Source organism: Pedobacter sp. GW460-11-11-14-TSB4 (assembly GCF_059423705.1).
Window position 1 is genome coordinate 164,815 of record NZ_JBWKYI010000010.1, and the last position, 21,881, is coordinate 186,695.

Annotated in this window: 14 protein-coding genes; 7 read left to right on the forward strand and 7 right to left on the reverse strand. The window is 39.8% G+C overall.

What is annotated here, in order from left to right; all coding sequences use genetic code 11:
- Window positions 1-54: 54 nt before the first annotated feature.
- The 3 genes from rlmF to AC07YT_RS12560 form a co-directional block, all read right to left on the reverse strand.
- Entirely contained in the window at window positions 55-1,071 is a 1,017-nt protein-coding gene (gene rlmF / locus AC07YT_RS12550; protein ID WP_086547525.1) for a 23S rRNA (adenine(1618)-N(6))-methyltransferase RlmF, read from the reverse strand.
- A gap of 220 nt (window positions 1,072-1,291) precedes the next feature.
- Entirely contained in the window at window positions 1,292-2,578 is a 1,287-nt protein-coding gene (dctA, locus tag AC07YT_RS12555) for a C4-dicarboxylate transporter DctA (protein ID WP_086547526.1), read from the reverse strand.
- An 85-nt stretch (window positions 2,579-2,663) separates the two neighbouring features.
- Window positions 2,664-3,689, reverse strand: coding sequence for an isoaspartyl peptidase/L-asparaginase family protein (locus AC07YT_RS12560; RefSeq protein WP_086547527.1), 1,026 nt, complete (start codon window positions 3,687-3,689; stop codon window positions 2,664-2,666).
- Between the two features lie 246 nt (window positions 3,690-3,935).
- Here AC07YT_RS12560 and AC07YT_RS12565 point away from each other — a divergent pair, with 246 nt between their 5' ends.
- Window positions 3,936-4,856 (forward strand): hypothetical protein, encoded by a 921-nt coding sequence (locus tag AC07YT_RS12565; RefSeq protein WP_086547528.1) that lies wholly within the window; start codon window positions 3,936-3,938, stop codon window positions 4,854-4,856.
- Between the two features lie 26 nt (window positions 4,857-4,882).
- Here AC07YT_RS12565 and AC07YT_RS12570 read toward each other — a convergent pair whose 3' ends face one another.
- From AC07YT_RS12570 to AC07YT_RS12580, 3 genes are all read right to left on the reverse strand, one after another.
- Window positions 4,883-6,652, reverse strand: coding sequence for an ABC transporter ATP-binding protein (locus AC07YT_RS12570; protein ID WP_086547529.1), 1,770 nt, complete (start codon window positions 6,650-6,652; stop codon window positions 4,883-4,885).
- Window positions 6,653-6,903: 251 nt separating this feature from the next.
- On the reverse strand, window positions 6,904-7,656 hold the full coding sequence (truA, locus tag AC07YT_RS12575) for a tRNA pseudouridine(38-40) synthase TruA (RefSeq protein ID WP_086547530.1): 753 nt from the start codon (window positions 7,654-7,656) through the stop codon (window positions 6,904-6,906).
- Between the two features lie 71 nt (window positions 7,657-7,727).
- Window positions 7,728-10,217, reverse strand: a complete 2,490-nt coding sequence (locus AC07YT_RS12580) for a prolyl oligopeptidase family serine peptidase (RefSeq protein WP_086547531.1) — start codon at window positions 10,215-10,217, stop codon at window positions 7,728-7,730.
- A 277-nt stretch (window positions 10,218-10,494) separates the two neighbouring features.
- On the opposite strand from AC07YT_RS12580, the gene AC07YT_RS12585 reads away from it, so the two are divergent.
- The 6 genes from AC07YT_RS12585 (at window position 10,495) to AC07YT_RS12610 (ending at window position 18,947) form a co-directional block, all read left to right on the forward strand.
- Window positions 10,495-10,962: a DUF4293 domain-containing protein gene (locus AC07YT_RS12585; protein ID WP_086547532.1), complete on the forward strand. Its 468-nt coding sequence runs from the start codon at window positions 10,495-10,497 to the stop codon at window positions 10,960-10,962.
- Window positions 10,963-11,062: 100 nt separating this feature from the next.
- A complete protein-coding gene (locus AC07YT_RS12590) occupies window positions 11,063-11,596 on the forward strand; it encodes a hypothetical protein (RefSeq protein WP_145954267.1) in 534 nt (177 codons plus the stop codon).
- 374 nt (window positions 11,597-11,970) lie between these two features.
- On the forward strand, window positions 11,971-13,872 hold the full coding sequence (locus tag AC07YT_RS12595) for a DEAD/DEAH box helicase (protein ID WP_086547534.1): 1,902 nt from the start codon (window positions 11,971-11,973) through the stop codon (window positions 13,870-13,872).
- Between the two features lie 76 nt (window positions 13,873-13,948).
- Window positions 13,949-16,009, forward strand: coding sequence for an alpha-L-fucosidase (locus tag AC07YT_RS12600; RefSeq protein ID WP_494945337.1), 2,061 nt, complete (start codon window positions 13,949-13,951; stop codon window positions 16,007-16,009).
- Window positions 16,010-16,164: 155 nt separating this feature from the next.
- Window positions 16,165-17,751 carry a bacillithiol biosynthesis cysteine-adding enzyme BshC gene (gene bshC, locus AC07YT_RS12605; RefSeq protein WP_086547536.1) on the forward strand — a complete coding sequence of 529 codons (1,587 nt, stop codon included), beginning with the start codon at window positions 16,165-16,167 and terminating at the stop codon, window positions 17,749-17,751.
- A gap of 110 nt (window positions 17,752-17,861) precedes the next feature.
- Window positions 17,862-18,947 (forward strand): Ldh family oxidoreductase, encoded by a 1,086-nt coding sequence (locus AC07YT_RS12610; RefSeq protein ID WP_086547537.1) that lies wholly within the window; start codon window positions 17,862-17,864, stop codon window positions 18,945-18,947.
- A 257-nt stretch (window positions 18,948-19,204) separates the two neighbouring features.
- Here AC07YT_RS12610 and AC07YT_RS12615 read toward each other — a convergent pair whose 3' ends face one another.
- Window positions 19,205-21,877 carry a glycoside hydrolase family 3 N-terminal domain-containing protein gene (locus tag AC07YT_RS12615; protein ID WP_086547538.1) on the reverse strand — a complete coding sequence of 891 codons (2,673 nt, stop codon included), beginning with the start codon at window positions 21,875-21,877 and terminating at the stop codon, window positions 19,205-19,207.
- Window positions 21,878-21,881 lie beyond the last annotated feature (4 nt).

Here is a 21,881-nt window from a genome sequence, read left to right on the forward strand (position 1 = left end):
AAAAGCCGTTCTGATGTAAAATCGGAACGGCTTTTTAATGATTTATATTTCCGACTAAAGACCTTTTGCTTCAGTCTTAGGACTATCTGCTTTAGGTTTTGGTTCCGTTTTCCAGGCTTTTACCCACTCGGCCTGGGCAGCTTCATCATGGAAGGTCCATGCAACGAAACGGCTGATTTTTTGTCCCTGGCTCATTTGAACGGTGGTTACCTCAAAAGCATTTGCTTTCACCAAAGCGCTATAAATACTTTTTAAATTGGCACTTTTTGATACCAATGAAGTAAACCATAACACCTGATTTTTGATCTGCTCGCTCTGGATAATCATCTGCTCTACGAAAGCACGCTCACCACCCGGACACCAAAGCTCGGCTTTATTACCCCCAAAGTTTAATACGTGTTTTACTTCTTTTTCGTTACCACCCAGGTTACGCCATTTCTGACGGGTACCCTGCTCGGCTTCTTTTAACGAAGCATGAAACGGCGGATTACAAACCACTGCATCGAATCTTTCTTTACCGCCTACAACACCTCTGAAAATGCCCATTTTTGAAGATTGCTGACGGATTTCTACCGCCCCTTGTAAGGGTTTGTTGGCTTCAATAATACGTTTTGCCGAATCAACTGAAAGTGGATCGATCTCAGAACCTACGAAACTCCAGCCATATTCCTGGTGACCGATAATGGGGTAAATACAGTTGGCCCCTACACCAATATCCAATACATTAATATTGGCTCCTTTAGGGTTTTTACCTTTATTGCTCGACCCCAAAAGATCAGCAACATAGTGGATATAATCGGCCCGGCCGGGAATTGGCGGACAAAGAAAATCGGCAGGGATATCCCATTGCGAAATGTTATAAAAATACTTCAACAACGCTCTGTTAAGTGCTTTAACGGCACTTTGATCTGCAAAATCGATAGAATCGTCATTATGTTCGTTTTTAAAAACGAAACGTTTTAATTCTTTTGAGGTTGCTGTAAGTTGTTTGAAATTGTAACGCGAACGGTGTTTGTTGCGTGGGTGTAACTCGCTTTTTTCTTTGCGGTTATTTTGTTCTTCTTGAGCCAATGTGCTATGGATTAATTAAACAAGCTGTGTGCATGTTTCTGCTGCAAAGGTACATAAAAAAGGTTGAAGGTGTGAAGGCGAAGGGTAGAAGGCTTTTGCTTGTGCTATAAAAACAAAGATTTACTATAACATAAATACAAGAAATTTTCCGTGATTTCTGTGCTTCCGTGGCTAAATTATCTGCACCCAGAACTGAAAACTCCAAACTGAAAACTCCAAACTACACTTCCTCTGCTTTTTCTATCATTGCGGGTTGAATAGCTTTTAAATACTTCTGCTCATCAAACTGTTTTTCGCTTTTAGCAATTACGATGGTAGCCACACCGTTTCCAATTACGTTGGTTATCGCTCTGGCTTCGCTCATAAAACGATCTACACCGATTAATATCGAAATATGTTCAATCGGCATAATTTTTAAGGCCGTTAAGGTTGATACCAAAACAATAAAACCACTACCAGTTACCCCTGCAGCACCTTTTGAAGTTATCATCAACACACCTAAGACGGTGATCTGCTGTCCAAGCGTTAAATCCACATGAAAAACCTGACAGAGAAATATAACGGCCATGGCCAGATAAATTGCTGTTCCATCCAGGTTGAATGAATAACCCGTAGGAATAACCAAACCAACAACCGATTTATCGCAACCGATGGCTTCCATTTTCTGCATCATACTCGGCAAGGCAGATTCTGATGAGGAGGTACCCAATACAATTAAAATTTCCTGACGGATATACTTCAGGTAAGCCCAGAGGCTAAAGTTATAGTAACGGCAAATTCCGTTTAAAATCACGAAAATAAACAGGAAGCAGGTTAAATAAACCGAACCCATGAGTTTGGCCATGCCCACTATACTTTCCAGACCATGAGTACCAATGCTGAAAGCCATTCCGCCGAAAGCACCAATTGGTGCTAAACGCATAATCAGCTTCATAATTTTAAATAACACCTTCGATATTTTATCAAAGGCATTCAAAACTGTGGTACCTTCGCCACCCAGTTTATTCAGTCCATAACCAAAAAGAATGGCAAACAATAAAATCTGTAAAATATTGCCTTCGGCAAATGAGGCTATAATATTATGCGGAATAATATGCAGGAAGAATTCGGCCCAATTCATGTCTTTTGCCTGTTCAGCATAACCTGCAATTTTGGTAGCATCGCCAGCCTTAGCAATCATTCCGGCACCGGGCTTTAAAACATTGGCTACCAATAAACCAATTGCAATGGCTACTGTGCTCACAATTTCGAAATATAACAGTGCCTTGCCGCCTACCCTGCCCACCTTTTTCATATCGCCCATATGCGCAATACCTAAAACAATGGTAAAGAAAATAATTGGTGCAATTAACATGCTAATCAGGTTAATAAAACCCTGACTGATTAATTTAGCGGTGGGTGCAAAACCAGGAAAGTAAGCACCAACGTAGATTCCAATGATGATGGCCAATAAAACCTGAAAGGTTAAATTGGAAAATACTTTCTTTATAAATTCTGTAACTGTCATTTACCTGGTGTGAGTAAGGAAAGATATGCGTATTTTTCTATTTAGTGGCACAATAGCTTAAAACCTAACTTAAAAAGCGATTTCGTTATTTATAAATGCTGACTTCAATTTTTCCGTCAGCTGTTATGGTACCTCTGTACATTCCCTCGGTATTAAAGGGCAGTGCTACGTTACCTTTTTTATCTAAAGCAATTAAGCCACCATCGCCCCCCATTTTTCCTACTTTATCTAAGGCTATTTTCGAAGCTTCGGCAACGGATAAACCCTTGTATTCCATTAAATCGGAAATGGTTTTGGCCACCACATTGCGGATGTAAAATTCGCCCCAACCGGTACAGGAAATACCTGCGGTTTCGTTATTGCAATAGGTACCGGCACCAATAATAGGCGCATCGCCTACCCGGCCATATTTTTTGTTGGTCATACCACCGGTTGAGGTTCCTGCAGCTAAGTTACCCGCTTGATCTAAGGCCACACAACCCACCGTACCAAATTTATAATCGTGATTTTTGCTTCCCAGTAATTCCGATTTCTTGTTTCCATGATCGAGTACTGCTTTTGTCGAATCTTCTTTAATGGCTTTTTGCAAACCATCCCAGCGCTCTTTAGTCCAGAAGTATTTTGGATCTACGATTTCCAGTCCTACTTCTTTAGCAAACTGCTCAGCACCCGCACCCACCATCATCACGTGTTCTGATTTTTCCATCACAGCCCTTGCTGCCGAAATTGGATTTTTAATGGTGGTTACTCCGGCAACCGATCCTGCCATTAAAGTTTTACCATCCATTATTGCCGCATCGAGTTCGTTTCTGCCATCATGCGTAAAAACGGCACCTTTTCCTGCATTAAAGTGAGGATCGTTTTCCATCACATGAATCGTGGCTTCTACGGCATCCATGCTGCTTTTTCCTGCTTTAATTTCGGCATAACCTGCCTGCAAAGCTTGTGTTAAAACAGCAATATAAGCGGCCTCCTTTTCGGCAGTCATATTCTTTTTGAGAATGGTGCCGGCACCGCCGTGAATAACCATTACATATTTTTTCTGCTGAGCAGAAACTTGCAGGGTTAAAGCCGAAAACAAGAATAAGGCAAGTAATTTTAACGGTTTCATCTTCCTATAGGATTTAAGAAGCTGTTAAATTAAGAAAATCCTCGGGAATAAAGCGTCTAAACTTTAGCTATATCTTTTGACGAGAATTGCAGATCGTAAAGCTTTTTATAGTAACCATTTAATTTTTAAGCTACTGGTAAAGCCAATTATATTCCTCCCATAAGTACAAACTTTATGAATGGCAAATTGTAAGGTTTTCAATGTTTATTCTATTTTTGCTTCACTAATCCAAATCAAGCCCTCAAAATGAAGTCTTACCCGATCCTGCTGAAATTATTATTACTCCTACTACCATTTTTATCAGTTGCACAAAGTGAAAAAACAGAGTTAGATATTTATCCCCATTGGGAAAAAGATGAGGTCCATAAAATTTCACTTAAAAGTACCACAACCGATATTGCTAACAAAATATCTATTCAATACATATCTAATTTTGATGCAAATTTCAGGGTAGTAGAAAAGAACGAAGATGAACTTTTAATTGAATGGACTTTTACAAATGCTAAACTGGCCAGCAAGGATAAGATTATAGAAAATGTTCTACTTGCCAGTCTGGTAAACAAGAAAATCAGCATAAAATTTTCGGGCTATGGGAAATTTATTTCTCTTGTTAATGAGGATGAATTAAGAACTGTTGCAGATAAAACTATCGATAAATTGATGGCTACAACCTCCGATCCAAACTACAAAATATTGCTTAATAGTGCTAAACGCCTGATTTCTACTCCACAAGGCATTGGATCAGCAATTTTAAAGCCCATAAAGTTTTACCACTATTGTTTCGATCACAGCTTTAAGCTTAATGAAGAAGTTGTAAATAATGTTCTTGTTCCTAATGCTTTAGGCGGAGCACCTTTTAATGCAATAGAAAGAGTTAAATGTACTGATATTGATCAGCAGAAATCCATCTGCAGAATTGAAAGCAGCAAAATCGCAGATGGTGTGGCTTTAACTAAAGCGGTAAAAGATTTTTTTATAAAAGGCAATAAAAACGATGCAAAAACAATAGAAAAGCAATTTAAAAATATTGATTATGAAGTTTCAGAATCTACGGCACATGAAATAAATTTCAAGACAGGAACTATTTTAAAAGCATCTTTTAAAAGAAAAGTAAACCTAGGTGTGTACAATAGGACATCGCTAAATGAAATACAGTCTATTGATTAGCATATAAATCAATAATTTGGAATAAATTAAACTTTAGCTATTCCTTTGGACGAGAATTGCAGATCGTAAAGCTTTTTATAGTAGCCATTTAGTTTTAACAACTGCTGATGTGTTCCTTTTTCTTTGATCTCTCCTTTATCGAGCACAATAATCTGATCGGCCTTTTGAATGGTGGATAAACGGTGAGCAATTACGATGGAGGTTCGGCCTTCCATTAAATTATCAATGGCTTTCTGGATCAGTAATTCGGTTTCGGTATCAACTGATGAGGTAGCTTCATCTAAAACCAAAATAGCCGGATTGTGCACCAGCGCACGGATAAACGAAATTAATTGTGCCTGTCCTGCCGAGAGCGTAGCGCCTCTTTCCATCACATTGTACTGATAAGCACCAGGTAAACGTTCGATAAAATCGTGTGCACCAACTTTTTTGGCCGCATTAACTACTTCTGCTATCGTAATTTCAGGATTATTAAGGGTAATATTGTTTAAAATGGTGTCTGAAAATAAGAAAACATCCTGCAGCACGGTAGCAATGTGACTTCTCAGGTAATCGAGGTCAAAATCTTCAATGCGGATACCATCAACCGTAATATCCCCTTTTTTCACTTCATAAAAGCGGTTCAGGATATTGATGGTAGAAGATTTACCTGCCCCGGTTGCTCCAACCAAAGCAACGGTTTCGCCAGCTTTTACTTCAAAGCTGAGGTCTTTCAGCACATAATTTTCATCATTGTAGGCAAACCATACCTTTTCGAATTTAATATTTCCTTCTAATTTTGCAGGCCTTTGTGTTCCCTCATTTGGTGTGGTCTCATCAGTATCTAAAACTTTAAAAACACGTTCGGCACCAACCATACCCATCTGCAGGGTATTAAACTTATCTGCCAGCTGGCGGATTGGCGTGAACACCATACCCAGGTACATGATAAACTGGGTGATGGTTCCGGGTGTTACATCCAGGGGTTTGGAAAGAATGCTTTTCGCGCCATACCATACCAATAAGCCCAGCGACATGGCCGAGATTAACTCTACTACCGGAAAAAAGATAGAATAATACCAGTTAGAACGGATATTGGCATCGCGATAACGTTTATTAATCGCGTAGAACTTTCTGTACTCCTGTTTCTCTCTTGCAAAGTATTGAACGATAGAAACACCTGTAATGTGTTCCTGTAAAAAGGTATTCAGGTTAGAAACCTCATTCCGAATTTCCTGAAAGGCCACTTTAATCGCCTGCTGAAATTTCCGGGTAGCCATAATCAACAAAGGAATGGGTAAAAGCACCACCAAACTCAATTGCCAATCGGTGTATAACATTACGCACACAATTACTACCACCTGCAAACTATCGCCAATCATGGAGATTAAACCTTCCGAAAAGATATCAGCAATGGTTTCCAGGTCTGAAACTGTTCTGGTTATTAATTGTCCGATGGGTGTTTTATCGAAAAATTTAAGGCGGAGTTTGGTAATGTGGTTAAAAACATTGATCCGCAGGTCGCGGATAACCGATTGCCCCAGGGTATTGGTTAAAAGCGTATGGTTATACTGGATCAGTGTCTGTAAAATCAACATAAAGACCATCAGCATGGTCATGTTGACCAGCCCGGAGTAATTCCCTGCTAAAATATAATGATCGAGTGTATACTTAATTAAAAACGGACGTACGGGAGAAATGGCCGCGAGCAGAATGGTTAAAATAACCGACCATACAAAAACAGCACGGTAAGGCTTTACGTATTGAAAAATACGTTTCAGTAATCCGGTGTTGTATACGTCGCCTGTAACTGCCATTTTTAAGGTTTAGGGTGTAAGGTTTAGGGTATAAGGCCTACACTGTTTTAAAATTTTAAATTATACTATCTTTTTGTTGTAATTCACTTTTTTTATGGCGGTTGCTGCACCTTCCACCTTAAACCCTTCTACCTTCTACCTTATATAAGGTTTAGGGTATAAGGTCCTACGTATCTTACACAAATTTCAATAAAGGAAAAGTTTATCTTGTAAAGCGGTCGCCAAACCTTTTACCTCACACCTTTAACCTTCTACCTTATATAAGGGTATTCTATCTTCACTAAGTACAAACCGCAGGCTGGCACCGATTGTCCGGCGTTACTGCGGTTTTTACTTTCTATTATTGCTTTAAAATCCGTTAAATTTATTTCCTTTTTACCAATCTGCACCAGGGTACCCATAATAGCCCTTACCATGTTCCGTAAAAAGCGATCGGCCTGAATGGTAAAAACCAGTCCATCTTCCTGTTCTTCGAAAACGGCTTTGGTTACTTTGCAATTATTGGTAAAGGTTTGCGTATTTGACTTACTGAAGCACGAAAAATCGGTATAATTTAACAACAATGCTGCAGCGCTATTCATCGCTTCTCTATCCAGTTGATCTTTAACCAACCAAGATCGGTTAAGTTTAAAAGGATTTTTTTCGAAGTGAAGATAATATTTATAAGCACGGGCAGTTGCATCAAAGCGGGCATGGGCATCATCATGCACGGGTATTATTTTTTTTGCAGCAATTTGATAGGGCAACATGGCATTGATGCCCGTTACTGCGTTTAAAACTTTTGCCTCTTCTACACCTTCCACATCAAAATGCGCATAAAAATCAGTGGCATGTACGCCGGCATCCGTTCTGCCGCAGCCCAATGTTTCGATAGCTTGCCTAAAAAAAACAGACATAGCCTTATCTAACAATTCCTGAACGGTAATTGCATTAGGTTGTGTTTGCCAGCCATGGTATAAGCTGCCATCATAAGCCAGTTGGATGAAATACCTTTTTTTACTCAAAGCGATGCAAAAATACTTTTTTCCTTTTATTTAGAAGGAAAGCACTTCACATTTATTCGTAATAGCCCTCACTAAGGTTTAGCGGTATTTTTTTCGTCAAACTGCCATTTATTATTGTAAAAACCAGCCAGCTTAATGCCTTTACTTCCTTCTTTAGGTAACTCAGACGAAAATATCATAAAATCAGGGAAACCGCTGCCGCCGGCAAAATACTGGTTGGCATAAGCAGCTTTCATGCCGGTTACTCCGGTGCTGGCCACTACGCCGATTAATAATTTGTTATCCTGTTGTGGCCAAATGTAATATGCTGCTAAATCATCTCCTTTCCAGCTGCCTTGTCCTGTGGTTATTTGCGAATTGCTTACCTGTATCGGGCAATCTTTCAGTAAGGTTTTCCAGGCTGTATTATTTTCGGAATTTCCGTACAAAATAATATTACGCCCCTGGTATTTTGATGCCGAAAATTCTTTATCCATGATGATATCAATTGCGCCGTTACCACGGTAATACCAACTTTCAGCATCGTATTTGGCTTTATTTAAATTAGCCTGATTGGCTTCAGCACTGCCTTTTGTGCCCACTACAAAAACCATTTTATGATTAAATGCTTCTTTAAAAGTGCCATACCGCAACGGGTTTTTATCTCTTTTATCAATTTTGGTAATAATTTGCCATGCCTCGTTATTTTTCTCTAAAAACAGGGTATCATTAACACTTTGTGTGGTATAATTAATTACGGTTAAGCTATCTAAAGTAATTTTCACAGGTGTTTTTGCACCAAAATCGGTTAAAGCCAATTTTAAAAGGGCAACATTTTCAGTTTTACCCACAATGCTTGATAACTTCCTGTCTCGCGTTAACATGATGCGGCTATATTGTAAAGGCTGCGTTTGCTGATAAATAGTGGCCCAGCGATAAGTAGCCGAAATCCCAGGACTTGATGTTGTAAAATCAATGCGGTTTACCGCCGAATCGGTAGCAATAGTATGCCACTTAAAAAAATTAAAAATAGGTGGCCAATCTACACTTTGATCGCCAAACCAGTGTTCACCTCCGGGATATTCGTAATAACTAAAATCGGCATGGAAGCCTGAAAGCAATTTCTTCATTTGTCTGGCGTAACTAACAGGAACGACCTTATCGGCATCGCCATGCAAAATATAAACACCTAATGGGGTATAATTGGTTGCCAGTTTCGGAACATCGCTTTGATTACCCGCTCTTAACAGCATTCTTTCCACTATATTTTTACTGCTATCCGGAATTTTACCATCGGCAGAACCATAATCTTTTAGCGAAGCATAACCTGCAGCAGGTGCAATAGCCGCCCATTTATCGGGATAAGTGGCTCCTAAAAACCAGGTGCCGTGCCCACCCATAGAATGACCCGTGAGGTAAATCTGTTTATCACTTGGTTTAAACTGATCTTTAGCCAATGCCAACACTTCTAAAGCGTCCTGGCGACCCCAGTCTTCCCAATTAAAACCACGTGGCCTGCGGTTAGTGGCCGCCACTACTGTTCCCCAATCTTTAGATTTATAAGCTTTTGCCTGACCAATGGCTTCTACACCAGCGCCATGTACCGACAGAAATAATGCTGAATTTGGTTTCCAGCCGTTAAGTTGCGGGGTAACCGCGAAATACTGCAAGCTGCCATCAATTTTGCTGATAAAAGTCTGTTTATGGGTTGATGAATTGGCCAAAGCTTCAATTACAATCGTTTTCTGATCAACACTTGTTTTGTTCTGCAACAGTTGTATTTCGAGGTTATAATTACCTGGTGTGCTTATGGCGCTTGCATCTAATTCAAAAATTACTTTCCGCATGCTCAGTTTTGCAACGCGCGAAATGGCTATTTCCTGCTGTTTGCCATTTAAAACGGTTTTGATATGCAAATCGTTAAAATCTTTTAAAGAAGAATTACTTACCGTTAATGCCCCCTTCAGCACACCATTTGCCTGATTGAGCACAATGCTGGGCAAGGTCACATCATCTGTGTGGAGGAGTAATTTTTTAGCGTTGACAATAATCATGGGCAAGATACTGGCACCTCTTACAAAAAGTTCGTTTACCCCTTTTTTTAATTGAACCGGAATATTCATGTAACCTGATGCATAAGGGTCGCCCATGTGCGGTGTACCATTGAAAAACAAACTATTACCACCAATTACATTTAAAATGGCGGTTTGTTCTGTAGGAGAGGTATAAGTTATGTAGATATAATCAGAACCTCTATCTATACTGCCCGGATTGAGGAAAGGATTATTTGTTGTTTGAAAAGATCTCCTCGAAAATGCACTAAAACGCCCGTTAGCATCTGCTTTAATAGCTTTCCACAATACTTTTTGTCCATCTTTACCTGCTGAAAATGCTACGTTTTCGGTTGGCTTTTCTAATTTTCCATTAGCCATTTGCCAGGCCAGCAAATCGGTATAAGTGGCTTCACGGCCATAGCGGGTTCCGCTGGCTACCGTTAATGCATTTTCAAATTTAAGGGTATCTTGTGCAAAGGTGTTTGCTGCAGCAAGTAAGAACACTAGAAAAAGTAAGTTTTTTAGCATAAATCGTTTTATTAGTCTGGTTGATCAAAGTTAATCGATTTAAAAGACTGCCATCGTAGAACTGTTAGATGTAATACCTTTTTTACTCAAGGCGATATATAAATACTGATTATGGAGCCAAATGCTGAATCGCGCGTTGAGCGTTTGGCGTTCTGCGGAAAATATTGATCAAAATAGCAATTCATACTCCTTATTCATTCCTGCTCCTATCCGGAAACTTTAATCTTTCTTTCTTTTCTCAAAAAAGGCTAGATTTGTTCTCATACATTTTTCATTCATGATACAAAGAATACAATCGATCTGGCTTTTTTTAGCAGCATTAACCTTGGTTTTAATGTTGTTTTTACCCATTGCAACTAAAAATAGTGCCGGAACAACATCAGCGGTATACACTACCGGTTTATATCAAACTTTAACCATTAAAGCGGGTGTAAGTCTTAAAACCCAATCTTTTTTACCTCTAATCATTACCAATATCGCTGTTGCATTTATTTGTTTAATGAACATCTTTAATTACAAAAGAAGAAGTTTTCAGAAACGCATTGCGATTATATCAATTGTATTAATTGGTGGTTTTGCCTTTTGGTGCAGCGTTTATGCCAAAAAACTGCCAGGTGGTATTGAAGGTGCCAGTTTCGGTGTTGGCGCTTATTTGCCTGCATTAGCTATTTTATTTATTGTACTGGCTATTTTCGGCATTAATAAAGACGAAAGGTTAATCCGTTCGGCTGAAAGGTTAAGATAACTTGCTTATGGCTTACAGAAATACATTTGCTGTTCTTATTATTTGTCTCTGTTTTTCGTGCAAAAAAGGCGGAAGCAAAGCAGAGATAAATTTCCCCTTAATGCTGCAAACCGAAAATCTGGTCAAAAAATCGGATACACGTTTATTTACAGCAAACGGCGAAATAAAAGACCAGAATATCATTAAGCAATTTATTAAAAACGAAAGTAGCTTTATTATACCAGATCATTACGTTGCAGATGGAAGCAGTCTGTTTTTTTCAGCTAGCGATGCGGCAACAATTGACGGAAATGTAAATTATACGGTAGTAAAAGAAGGCGATTTAATACTGTTCTACTCGCCAAAAACCGTGTTAACCAATAATCTGCTCGTAGACCAGATTTTTAAATACCGCGCACCAATAAGTCCTATTCCAACTCAGAATGGATACAACTACATTACACAGGAAGTAAGGGTTGCCCGGGGAAATTATGATCAATTTTCATTTTCAAGAACGGTATTTTTGCTAAAACGCGGAACCATCTCAAAACAATCGGGAATTGCATTTAACGATATTGCCGATGACGTTGTGACCAAACTGAGTGCTCAGGATACGCTCGCGTATTTAGAAACCGCACTCATTATGGCTCGTTAAAGACCATCTAATAAAACCGTTTGATGATCCTGATGCGGTAAACTCAAATTTTTACCTCCAGCCCTGCCAACTAAACCCGGTTGGAGTGAAAATCCTTTTGAAACCTGAAAGGTTTAAAAAGATTGAAACGGAAAACGGGACTGATGCAACCTAAGCCCCACTGCAGCCGCTTTCCAAATAAAAAGCAACTGTCTCTATTACAATCACGACCTCAACTTAAACCAGCCCCATCCCACCTTTTCCATCATCCATCTTACATCCACTGTTACTTCCTTATTTTCAAATATTTAGCTTAAAAAACTATTTACTTGATTATCTGTGAAATACGGAATATTAACCGTACCTTTGCGGCTCAATTAAAAATAAAAAGACGAATGACAAACCCATTTCAATTATTGGGGATAAGTGATGACGTCGTTAATGCCGTAAAGGATCTTGGATTTGAAACTCCAACACCTATTCAGGAGCAAAGTATTCCTGTACTGTTAGAAGGCACTAATGATTTTGTTGGTTTGGCCCAAACAGGAACAGGAAAAACAGCCGCATTTGGTTTGCCGCTGTTAGAACTAATCGATTTTAAAGTTAATAAACCACAGGCATTGATTTTATGCCCTACCCGTGAGTTATGCTTGCAAATCGCTAACGACCTTAAAAACTTTTCTAAAAACGTTGCTAATGCCCACGTTGTTGCCGTTTACGGTGGCGCGAACATTATGCAACAACTACGCGAAATACGCCAAGGCGTTCAGATCGTAGTGGCCACGCCCGGCCGTATGTTGGATATCATAGGCCGTAAAGCCATTGACTTCACTAACGTTAAATATGTTGTGCTTGATGAAGCTGACGAAATGTTGAACATGGGTTTCCAGGACGACATTAACGACATTTTATCAACTACTCCTGATGACAAAAAAACCTGGTTATTCTCGGCTACCATGCCTGCAGAAGTTCGCCGTATAGCTAAAAACTACATGGATAACCCTGTTGAATTAACCATGGGCACAAAAAATACAGGTAACGTAAACATCGAACACGAATATTACATTGTTCGTGCACGTGATAAATATGCTGCCTTAAAACGTATTGTAGATTTTAACCCTGAAATTTTTGCCGTAGTATTTTGTAAAACCAAATTGGATACGCAGGATGTTGCCGAGCACTTAATTAAAGATGGTTACAATGCTGATGCTTTACACGGCGATTTATCGCAACAACAACGTGATAAAGTAATGCAACGTTTCCGTGAGCGTAACATGCAGTTGTTAATTGCTACTGATGTTGCGGCACGTGGTATCGATGTAAATAATGTAACACACGTAGTAAACTATTCTTTACCTGACGAAATTGAAAGTTATACCCACCGTTCTGGCCGTACTGGTCGTGCTGGTAAAACAGGTATTTCAATCTGTATCATCAACTCTAAAGAATTAGGTAAAATCCGCCAGTTAGAGCGCATTATTGGTAAACAATTTACCAAAGCTGAGCTACCTACAGGATTTGACGTTTGTGAAAAACAATTATTCTCTTTAGTACACAAAGTACATAACGTAGAAGTTAACAACGAACAGATTGATCAGTACATCCCTCGTATTATGGATGAATTTGCTGATTTAAGCAAAGAAGATGTAATTAAACGTTTTGCATCTTTAGAGTTTAACCGTTTCTTAGATTACTATTCTAAAGCGCCTGATTTAAACGCTGCAGTTGGCGATGATCGTGGTGCGGACAGAGGCGAAAGAGGTGGACGTGGACGTGGTAGCGAAGGTTACACCCGTTTGTTCATCAACTTAGGTTCTGTAGATGAGTTTACCCGTGGCGATATGTTATCATTTATCTGTAACAACGGTAAAATTGGTGGCAAAAGCGTTGGTAAAATCGATCTAAAAGGTGTTTTCTCTTTCTTTGAAGTAGAAGACGATGTAGCTGACAAAGTTTTTGAAGGCTTTAAATCTGTTGAGTTTAACGGACGTCAGGTACGTATCGAGAAAAGCGGAGACGGTGGTCGTGGTGAAGGTGCTGGCGAAAGACGCGGTGGCGGTGAAAGACGTAGCGGTGGTTTCGGCGGAGAACGCAGAAGCGGCGGTGGCGGTGGTTACCGTGGCGGAGGCGACAGAAGAAGTTCTGGCGGTGGTAGCGGAAGACGCGAAGGCGGAAACAGCGGTGGCGGTTTCAGAGATTTCTCTGGACGTAGCCGTGACGACAAAGGTGGTAACACCGGAGGCCCACGCAGAGAAGGCGGAAACCGTGAAGGCGGTGAACGCAGAAAAAAATGGTAAATCACTAAACCAAATATTTTACAGCCGTCCCGATTTTTCGGGGCGGCTTTTTTTTGTTTAAAGAATTTGTTGATTTATGGCATCGTCATTTCGAACGAAGTGCAACGTAGTTGAGAACCACGAAGTGCTCAGCGAAGCTAAATCTATAATAGATCTCTCTCCCGAACATTCGGGACTACGCTACAGTCGAGATGACGATCGTTCTATAAAAACTCATGATATAAAACCGCAGCTTTTCTACTTAAATCAGCCTGCAAAATATTATATTTATCGTTTATCTGTACAACAAAACAATATGCGTTTTTTAAAGTTTTTCTTCCTTTTATTACCACTATTTGTAGTTAATAATCTTTCTGCCCAGCAAAGCAGTTCAAGCCAAAAAATGCAATGGTTTGCCGATGCCAAACTGGGTATTTTCATCCATTGGGGTATTTATTCAGTTAATGGCATTTCCGAATCGTGGTCGTTTTTTAACAATTACATTAACCACGATGCTTACATGAAACAGCTTAATGGTTTTACGGCAGCAAAATATAAACCTGAAGAATGGGTAAACCTGATTAAAGAAAGCGGTGCCAAATACGCGGTAATTACTACCAAACACCATGATGGCGTGGCCCTTTGGGACAGTAAAGCTCCTTTAGCCACCACAACCTTAAAAAATAGTGCTGCAAAAAAAGATTTAATCACGCCGTTTGTAACTGAACTCAAAAAGTCTGGTTTGAAAACAGGTTTATATTTTTCATTACCTGATTGGAGTTATCCGGATTACGATGGTTTTACCCGCGACAGAAAACGTTACGATTATAAACAGGATGCACCACGTTTTACAAAGTTTCAGCATTATTTCCAGGGCCAGTTAAACGATCTGTCGGCCAAATACAATCCCGATTTATTATGGTTTGATGGCGATTGGGAGCATAGCGGCGAAGAATGGCAGGCCAAAAACATATTGACAAATTTACGCAAGGTAAACCAGAACATCATTATCAACTCCCGCCTCAACGGCCATGGCGATTACGATACACCAGAACAAGGTGTCCCGGTGGTAAAACCGAGTTCACCAGAGTGGGAACTTTGTTATACCATGAACGATTCATGGGGTTATCAACCTTACGACAATCACTATAAATCATCAAATATGATTATCCGCACCCTTGTTGATTGTATCAGCATGGGCGGCAACTTATTGCTTGATATTGGACCAAAAGCTGATGGAACTATTGCACCAGAGCAGGTTAAAATTTTAAAAGATTTAGGCCGCTGGACAAAAAAACATGGCGAAGCCATTTACGGAACACAAACCGGCATCACTAAAAAACATTTCAATGGAAAAACCGCACTTTCGAAAGATAAGAAAACCCTTTTCCTTTACCTCGATTATAAAACGAATGAAGGCATTGTGCTAACAGGTCTAAAATCAAAAGTAAAAAACATGCAATTAGTTGGCGGCGGTCAGGTAAAATTCGCCAACATTAGCGCTTCAGATTATGTTTTCAATATCCCTTCAACTGATTTTGATCAGGATGTAACCGTAGTAAAAGTAAATTTTGATGAGCCTGTTGCGCTTATTGAAACCGAAAATGAAGCCATTTCATTAAAATATTTATTTACAGCAAATAATAAACAGCATGCTGCTGCTTACAAGCTGAAACAGTTAGCGGCCACGTTGGATAAGGGTATCAATATTTTTAACGAAACCAATTTAGCGGCAGATGGGATGGATTTCAACGCGAATATTAAACCTCTTGACCAAACCGTGAACAATTGGGTAATCAAAAATGCGGAGGCCTTATACAAAACAACAGAAGGAATTCCGGCAGGACATTACCAGGGTAACACCGCACTTTCTGCCGATAAACAAACCCTTTATTTATTTGTAGAAGGTACACCAACCGGCCCAATTGCGATTAAAGGCTTAAAAAACAACATCAGCAGGATCAGGATTGTAGGTGAAGGCACTATGCTTCCGCACGAAATTTATAACAAACTGTACTGGAGCAAAATACCGGGGATTGTTTACATTCCGGTGCCTAAAGATAAACTAGATCCCGAATTAACAGTAATTGCGGTGCTTTTAGATAGCCCGATTGATTTGTACCGTGAAAAAGTTGGCGCGATTGAAAGCAATCTTTAATATTTTCTATCCTAAAGATCCCTCGACTCCGCTCAGGATGACGGCTATATGGAAATTCCGTGATTCTGTGCTTCCGTAGCAAAAAATTATTTAACAATTGTAAAATAGTGGCGCGACTTTACGATTATCCTTAAATTGCATTACTTTCGCACATCATGCAGGCAAAATATATCTCATATCAGGAAACCGGATCATTTTCAAAACTGGTTTTAGATTATATTAACGACGAAGAACAGCTTAAAGCTTTTTATAGTTATCGTCCTGATATGGAGGGCCTGGCCAAAGCAATTGAGCATCGAAATTTTTCAGGGAACAGAGAAACTTTAGTTAAGGTTTTACAAGATCAGTACCAGCATTTACAGCCCAACAAATCAGTTACCAAAAATATAGAACTTTTAGGCTCGGCAAATACCTTTACGGTTACAACCGGCCACCAGCTGAACCTTTTTACCGGGCCACTTTATTTTATTTACAAAATTGTAACCACCATTAATTTAGCCATCGAGTTAAAAATGGCCCATCCTGATCAAAACTTTGTCCCGGTTTATTGGATGGCAACAGAGGATCACGATTTTGATGAAATTAACCATGTAAGTGTTGATGAAAAGAACATCAGCTGGATACAACAAACCAACGGTGCCACCGGAAGATTAAGTACCCAAACCGTTGCCGCAGCAGTAACCGCATATAAGGGTTATCTTGGTATCTCTAAAAACGGGAAACGGATTGCCAAGTTAGTGGAACAGGCCTATTTGCAACACGATAATTTAGCCGATGCCACCCGGTTTTTGGTGAACAACCTGTTCGAGAAATATGGTTTGGTGATTGTAAATGCAGATGATGCCCAATTAAAAAAACAATTCACGCATATTATTACCGAAGATATTATTCAGCACAACAGTTCGAAAAATATTGAAAAGAGCTCGAAAAATCTGGAAGATTTAGGTTATAAAACGCAGGTGAATGGTCGTGATATTAACTTCTTTTACCTGATTGATAATCTCCGCGAACGCTTGATTTTTGAAAATGGCAAATATCTGGTGAATCATACCGATATCAGTTTTACCGAAGAAACACTAAAAGCAGAAATCGAGGCACATCCTGAGCGGTTTAGCCCAAACGTGGTGATGCGCCCCATGTACCAAGAAGTTATTTTACCCAACCTGGCTTATATTGGTGGTGGCGCAGAAGTAGCTTACTGGATGCAGTTAAAGGCAAATTTCGACTTTTACCAAGTTGATTTTCCGGTTTTACTCTTGCGTAATTCGGCTTTATTGATTGATAAACGCAGTGCCCAGAATTTATATCATTTAGGTTTCTCTCTGGAAGATATTTTCTTACCTGTTGAAGAACTAAAAAATATTTGGGTAAAGCGTAATACCACGGCATTGTTGAGTTTAGCCGATGAAACCAGAGCCATTAACAGCATTTTCGATCAGATTAAACTAAATGCCTATAAAATCGATAAAACGCTTTCTGTTTCTACTGATACGGCAAAACAACGAACCAATCATTTATTGGCGAACCTGGAAAAGAAACTATTCCGGGCCGAGAAAAGAAAACATGAAACTGCATTACTGCAGATAGACAATGTAAAGAAAAGGCTTTTCCCGAATGGAACACTGCAGGAAAGAATCTTGAATATTGCGCCCATGTATGTGAATTACGGCGAAGATTTTCTTTCTTCGTGTATAGAAAACTTCGAACCACTAGGTGGCGATTTTACTGTATTATTACCATAATATTAGTCCTAAGTCCCGAGTCGGAAGTCGATAGTCGACAATCCGAAGCTAAAACTCTTGATACCTGCTACTAAATACTATCAACTTGTTACCCAAACTTGATACTTAAAATGAACTTCATCACTTTTACCGAAACCAATCTCAGGGCTTTTACTTTTAACGTTTTTAAAAAAATGGGCTGCTCTGATGAACACGCCAATTTAGCAACCGATGTATTGATCCGCTCAGATTTACGTGGCATCGACTCTCATGGTGTTGCACGTTTAAGTGGCTATGTACGCCTTTGGGAAAAGAAAAGAATCAATGCCACACCTGATATTAAAATCGTACACGAAACGCCTACCACAGCCACAGTAGATGGTGATGCAGGTTTAGGGTTGGTTGTAGCGCCTTTCGCGATGAAAGTTGCCATCGAAAAAGCAGAAAAGTACGGTAGCGGATGGGTATCGGTTAAAAACTCCAATCACTTTGGAATTGCCGGTTACCATGCTTTAATGGCTGTAGAAAAAGATATGATCGGCATTAGTATGACCAATGCAAGCCCCCTGGTGGCGCCTACTTATGCCAACGAACGTTTACTGGGCACAAATCCGATGTGTTACGCTTTTCCGGCCGGAAAATATCCGCCTGTAATTGTAGATATGGCTACTGCCGCAGCAGCAAATGGCAAATTGGAAATTGCCCAACGTGCCAATAAAAGTATTCCTGATGGCTGGGTTCAGGATAAAAATGGTGAAAATTCTACCGATCCAAACGAATTAAAAAATGGCGGTTCACTTTTACCTTTGGGTAGCGATAAAGACCATGGCAGTCATAAGGGTTATGGACTGAGTGCTACGGTTGATATTTTATCAGCAGTACTGTCTGGCGCCAACTATGGTCCCTGGGTGCCTCCTTTTGTAGCTTTTTTAGAACCATCGGCAAATCCGGTTGGTGAAGGATTAGGCCATTTTTTAGGCGCCATGCGTGTTGATGGCTTCAGACCGGCTGCAGACTTTAAAGATCATCTGGACAATTGGGTAGAACGCTTTAAAAGTGCAAAAACGATAGATCCTGACAAAAAGGTAATCATCCCCGGCGAACCGGAGCATGAATTTGAGCAGGAAAGAAAAATTAGTGGCATTCCATTAATCGATGTGGTAGTAAAGGACCTGAATGAGCTTGCGGTGAAATTGGGTATTGAAGAATTAAAATAGCTTCATGTAACCGCAAAGTACGCTGAGAAGAAAGCAGTAAGTTCGCAAAATTATCATAGCGGCTGGATATGAAGGAGCCGAAGCAATCTTACCACAGTAAAAATAATTTTGCGCTTTAGATTGCTTCCCCGAAAGGTCGGGACAGGCTGTCGTTCCTCCTCGCAATGACGGAATAAAATAAAAAGCCGCAGATTTAACCAAGATCTGCGGCAACTATTACTTGATATGGTTTATACCCAACCATAGGGGGTGTTTTTTTAAGGCTTAACTGTCAAGTTATCTTTTAAATAAAGTGCCTTGCTTGATGATCCGATCATGATTCGATATTCACCTGGTGCTACTCCCCAAACATTATTCATATCGAGTGTTTGAAGTACCTCTTTATCCAGTTTGAATGAAATGACCTTTGCTTCGCCTGCTTTTAAATGTATCCGCTGGAAAGCTCTCAGTGCAAGAACCGGCTGTGCCAATTTGCTTAACAGTGGTCTCATGTACAACTGCACCACTTCTTCACCATCGTAACTGCCTGTATTTTTAAGTTCGAAACTAACTATAGCGGTTTCATTTTTAGCGATACTTTTGCGGTTAAACTTTAAATTGCTGTAAGAAAAGTTGGTATAACTTAACCCATATCCAAATGGAAAAAGTGGCTCGCCGCTTAAGTTATTATAATCATCGCCTCTTCCGGTAGGTTTGTGGTTGTAAACCAGGGGTAACTGCGATTCATCAATCGGGTAGGTTATTGGCAGTTTTCCTGATGGATTTATTTTTCCGAGTAATACGTCTGCAACGGCAGCCCCACCAGCTTCGCCCGGGTACCACACATTTAACACCGCGCTTACTTGATTTAGCCAGGGTTGCATATTGATGGCGCTTCCACCGGTTAATACCACTACAATTGGTTTCCCTGTTTTTGCAAGTTCTTCCAATAACAGTTCCTGGTTACCAGGCAGGTTTAACATCGCGCGATCTAGAAACTCGCCTTCTTTTATGCCTGCAACAAATACGATTACATCGTTATTTTTTGCGGCCTTTACTGCGTCGGTTATTTCGTTTGATTTCCTGATATCATAATCCCAGATCAGTTTGATTTTACCATTTCCTTTAGGTTCAAAAAACTCGACCTTAATTGCATACTCTTTATTTTTCTCGAAATGAAACGGAACTGTCTTTGTACTGAAAGACTTTTTGTCCCAGTTATCGATAATCAATTGGTTATCCAGGTATAATCGGTAACCGTCGTTACCTTCCAATCCGATATTAACCTCAGCATTTTGTGGTACTTTAATTTTACCGCTCCATCTTACAGAATAATCATCCAGCTGGAGTTGTTCATCAGGCGGATATAATGTCCAGCTGAAATTAACAGCCTTGTCATTTACTTCTTTAATGGGTTTCCCTGTGAATTGAAGCCCTTTGTAGTAACTTCCGGTTAATCCTGCTTTTTGATTAACAGATAAGAACTGGCTATCTATTGGAATATAAGATTGCAGCTCGCGGCTACTCCCTTTTAAATAAGTAATCTCCATATTTCCGGATGTTGCACTTTTAAGTCCATCCAAAATATTTACTTTATTATTTCCTGTTCCGCTGTAGCCACCTAACCTGGCTTCAATTGCATCTTCACCTAATAATAGAATGCGTTTGGTATTTTTTAGCGGAAGGGTGTTGTTATCATTTTTTAGGAGCACGAAAGATTTTAAGGCCGCTTCTTTGGCCAGATGATGGTTACTTTGATCGCTTAACATCTTTTCGGCAATACTTTCATCTACATACGGATGTTCGAACAGCCCGAGTTCGAATTTCGCTTTCAAAACCCTGGCAAGCGCATCATCTATTCTCGATTTAGGAATGCTGCCATCCAAAAATGCAGGTAGAAAAAGTTTGTAATGGTTATAATCTACCTGAAAAATTACATCAAGGCCCGCATTAATCGATTGCGCCGTTGCATCTTTATAATCTTTAGCGGTAAAATGTAATACATTCGCCCCGCCAACGGCACCCGCATCAGAAATGACAAAACCTTTAAAACCCCATTCAGTTTTTAATTTAGTGGTCAGTAACCACTTATTTGAAGTAGCCGGAGTACCAAAAACACTGTTATAGGAAGTCATTAACGAACGGATACCCACATTTTTAACCCCATCTTTAAAAGCTGGAAAGTGAATTTCTTCTAAAAAATGTTTATCCATTTCAATCGGATAACTATCGCGACCACCATCGCCAACATTGGCAATAAAATGTTTTGGGGTAACAATAATATTCTGCTTTTCTATGGCATTCATAAATGCATGCCCCAGAACGGTTGTTAGATAAGGATCTTCACCATAGGTTTCTTCTACCCTGCCCCATCTTACATCTGTAGCCATATTGATTACAGGCGCCAGAAGATCTCTCAAACCTCGAGCCCTTGCCTCATGGGCAATAGCCGTCCCGATTTTGGCCACTAAAGCCGTATCGAAACTTGCGGCCAAACCAATTGACTGCGGAAAAGCGGTAGCGCCTTGCCTAACCAAGCCGTGTAAAGCTTCATCAAATGGAATGATGGGGATGCCCAGGCGGGTTTCCTCCACAAAATATTTTTGAATTTTATTGACCTTTTTAGCCAGAGAAAGTCCATCTTCTGAGGTATTGTAGGTTAACATTTGCTGTGCATTACCACTTCCTTGCGCAGCTGCACTTACCTGCAGACCAAAAATCCCATGTTTAAACTGGTCTTTGTTCTTTTCGGTTACATCACCGGGAATCATAAATAACTGCCAGAATTTCTCTTCCGGAGTCATTCTCGAAATGAGGTCTTTTACCCTCAAATCGACACTTAATTTTGAATTTTTATAGGGTAAAGATTGTCCTTTTTTAACTTGCGCAAAAAGGCTGCTGCAAAAAAACAATGCAGGCAATAAGTATAGGTATCTTCTCAGTTTCGGCATTACT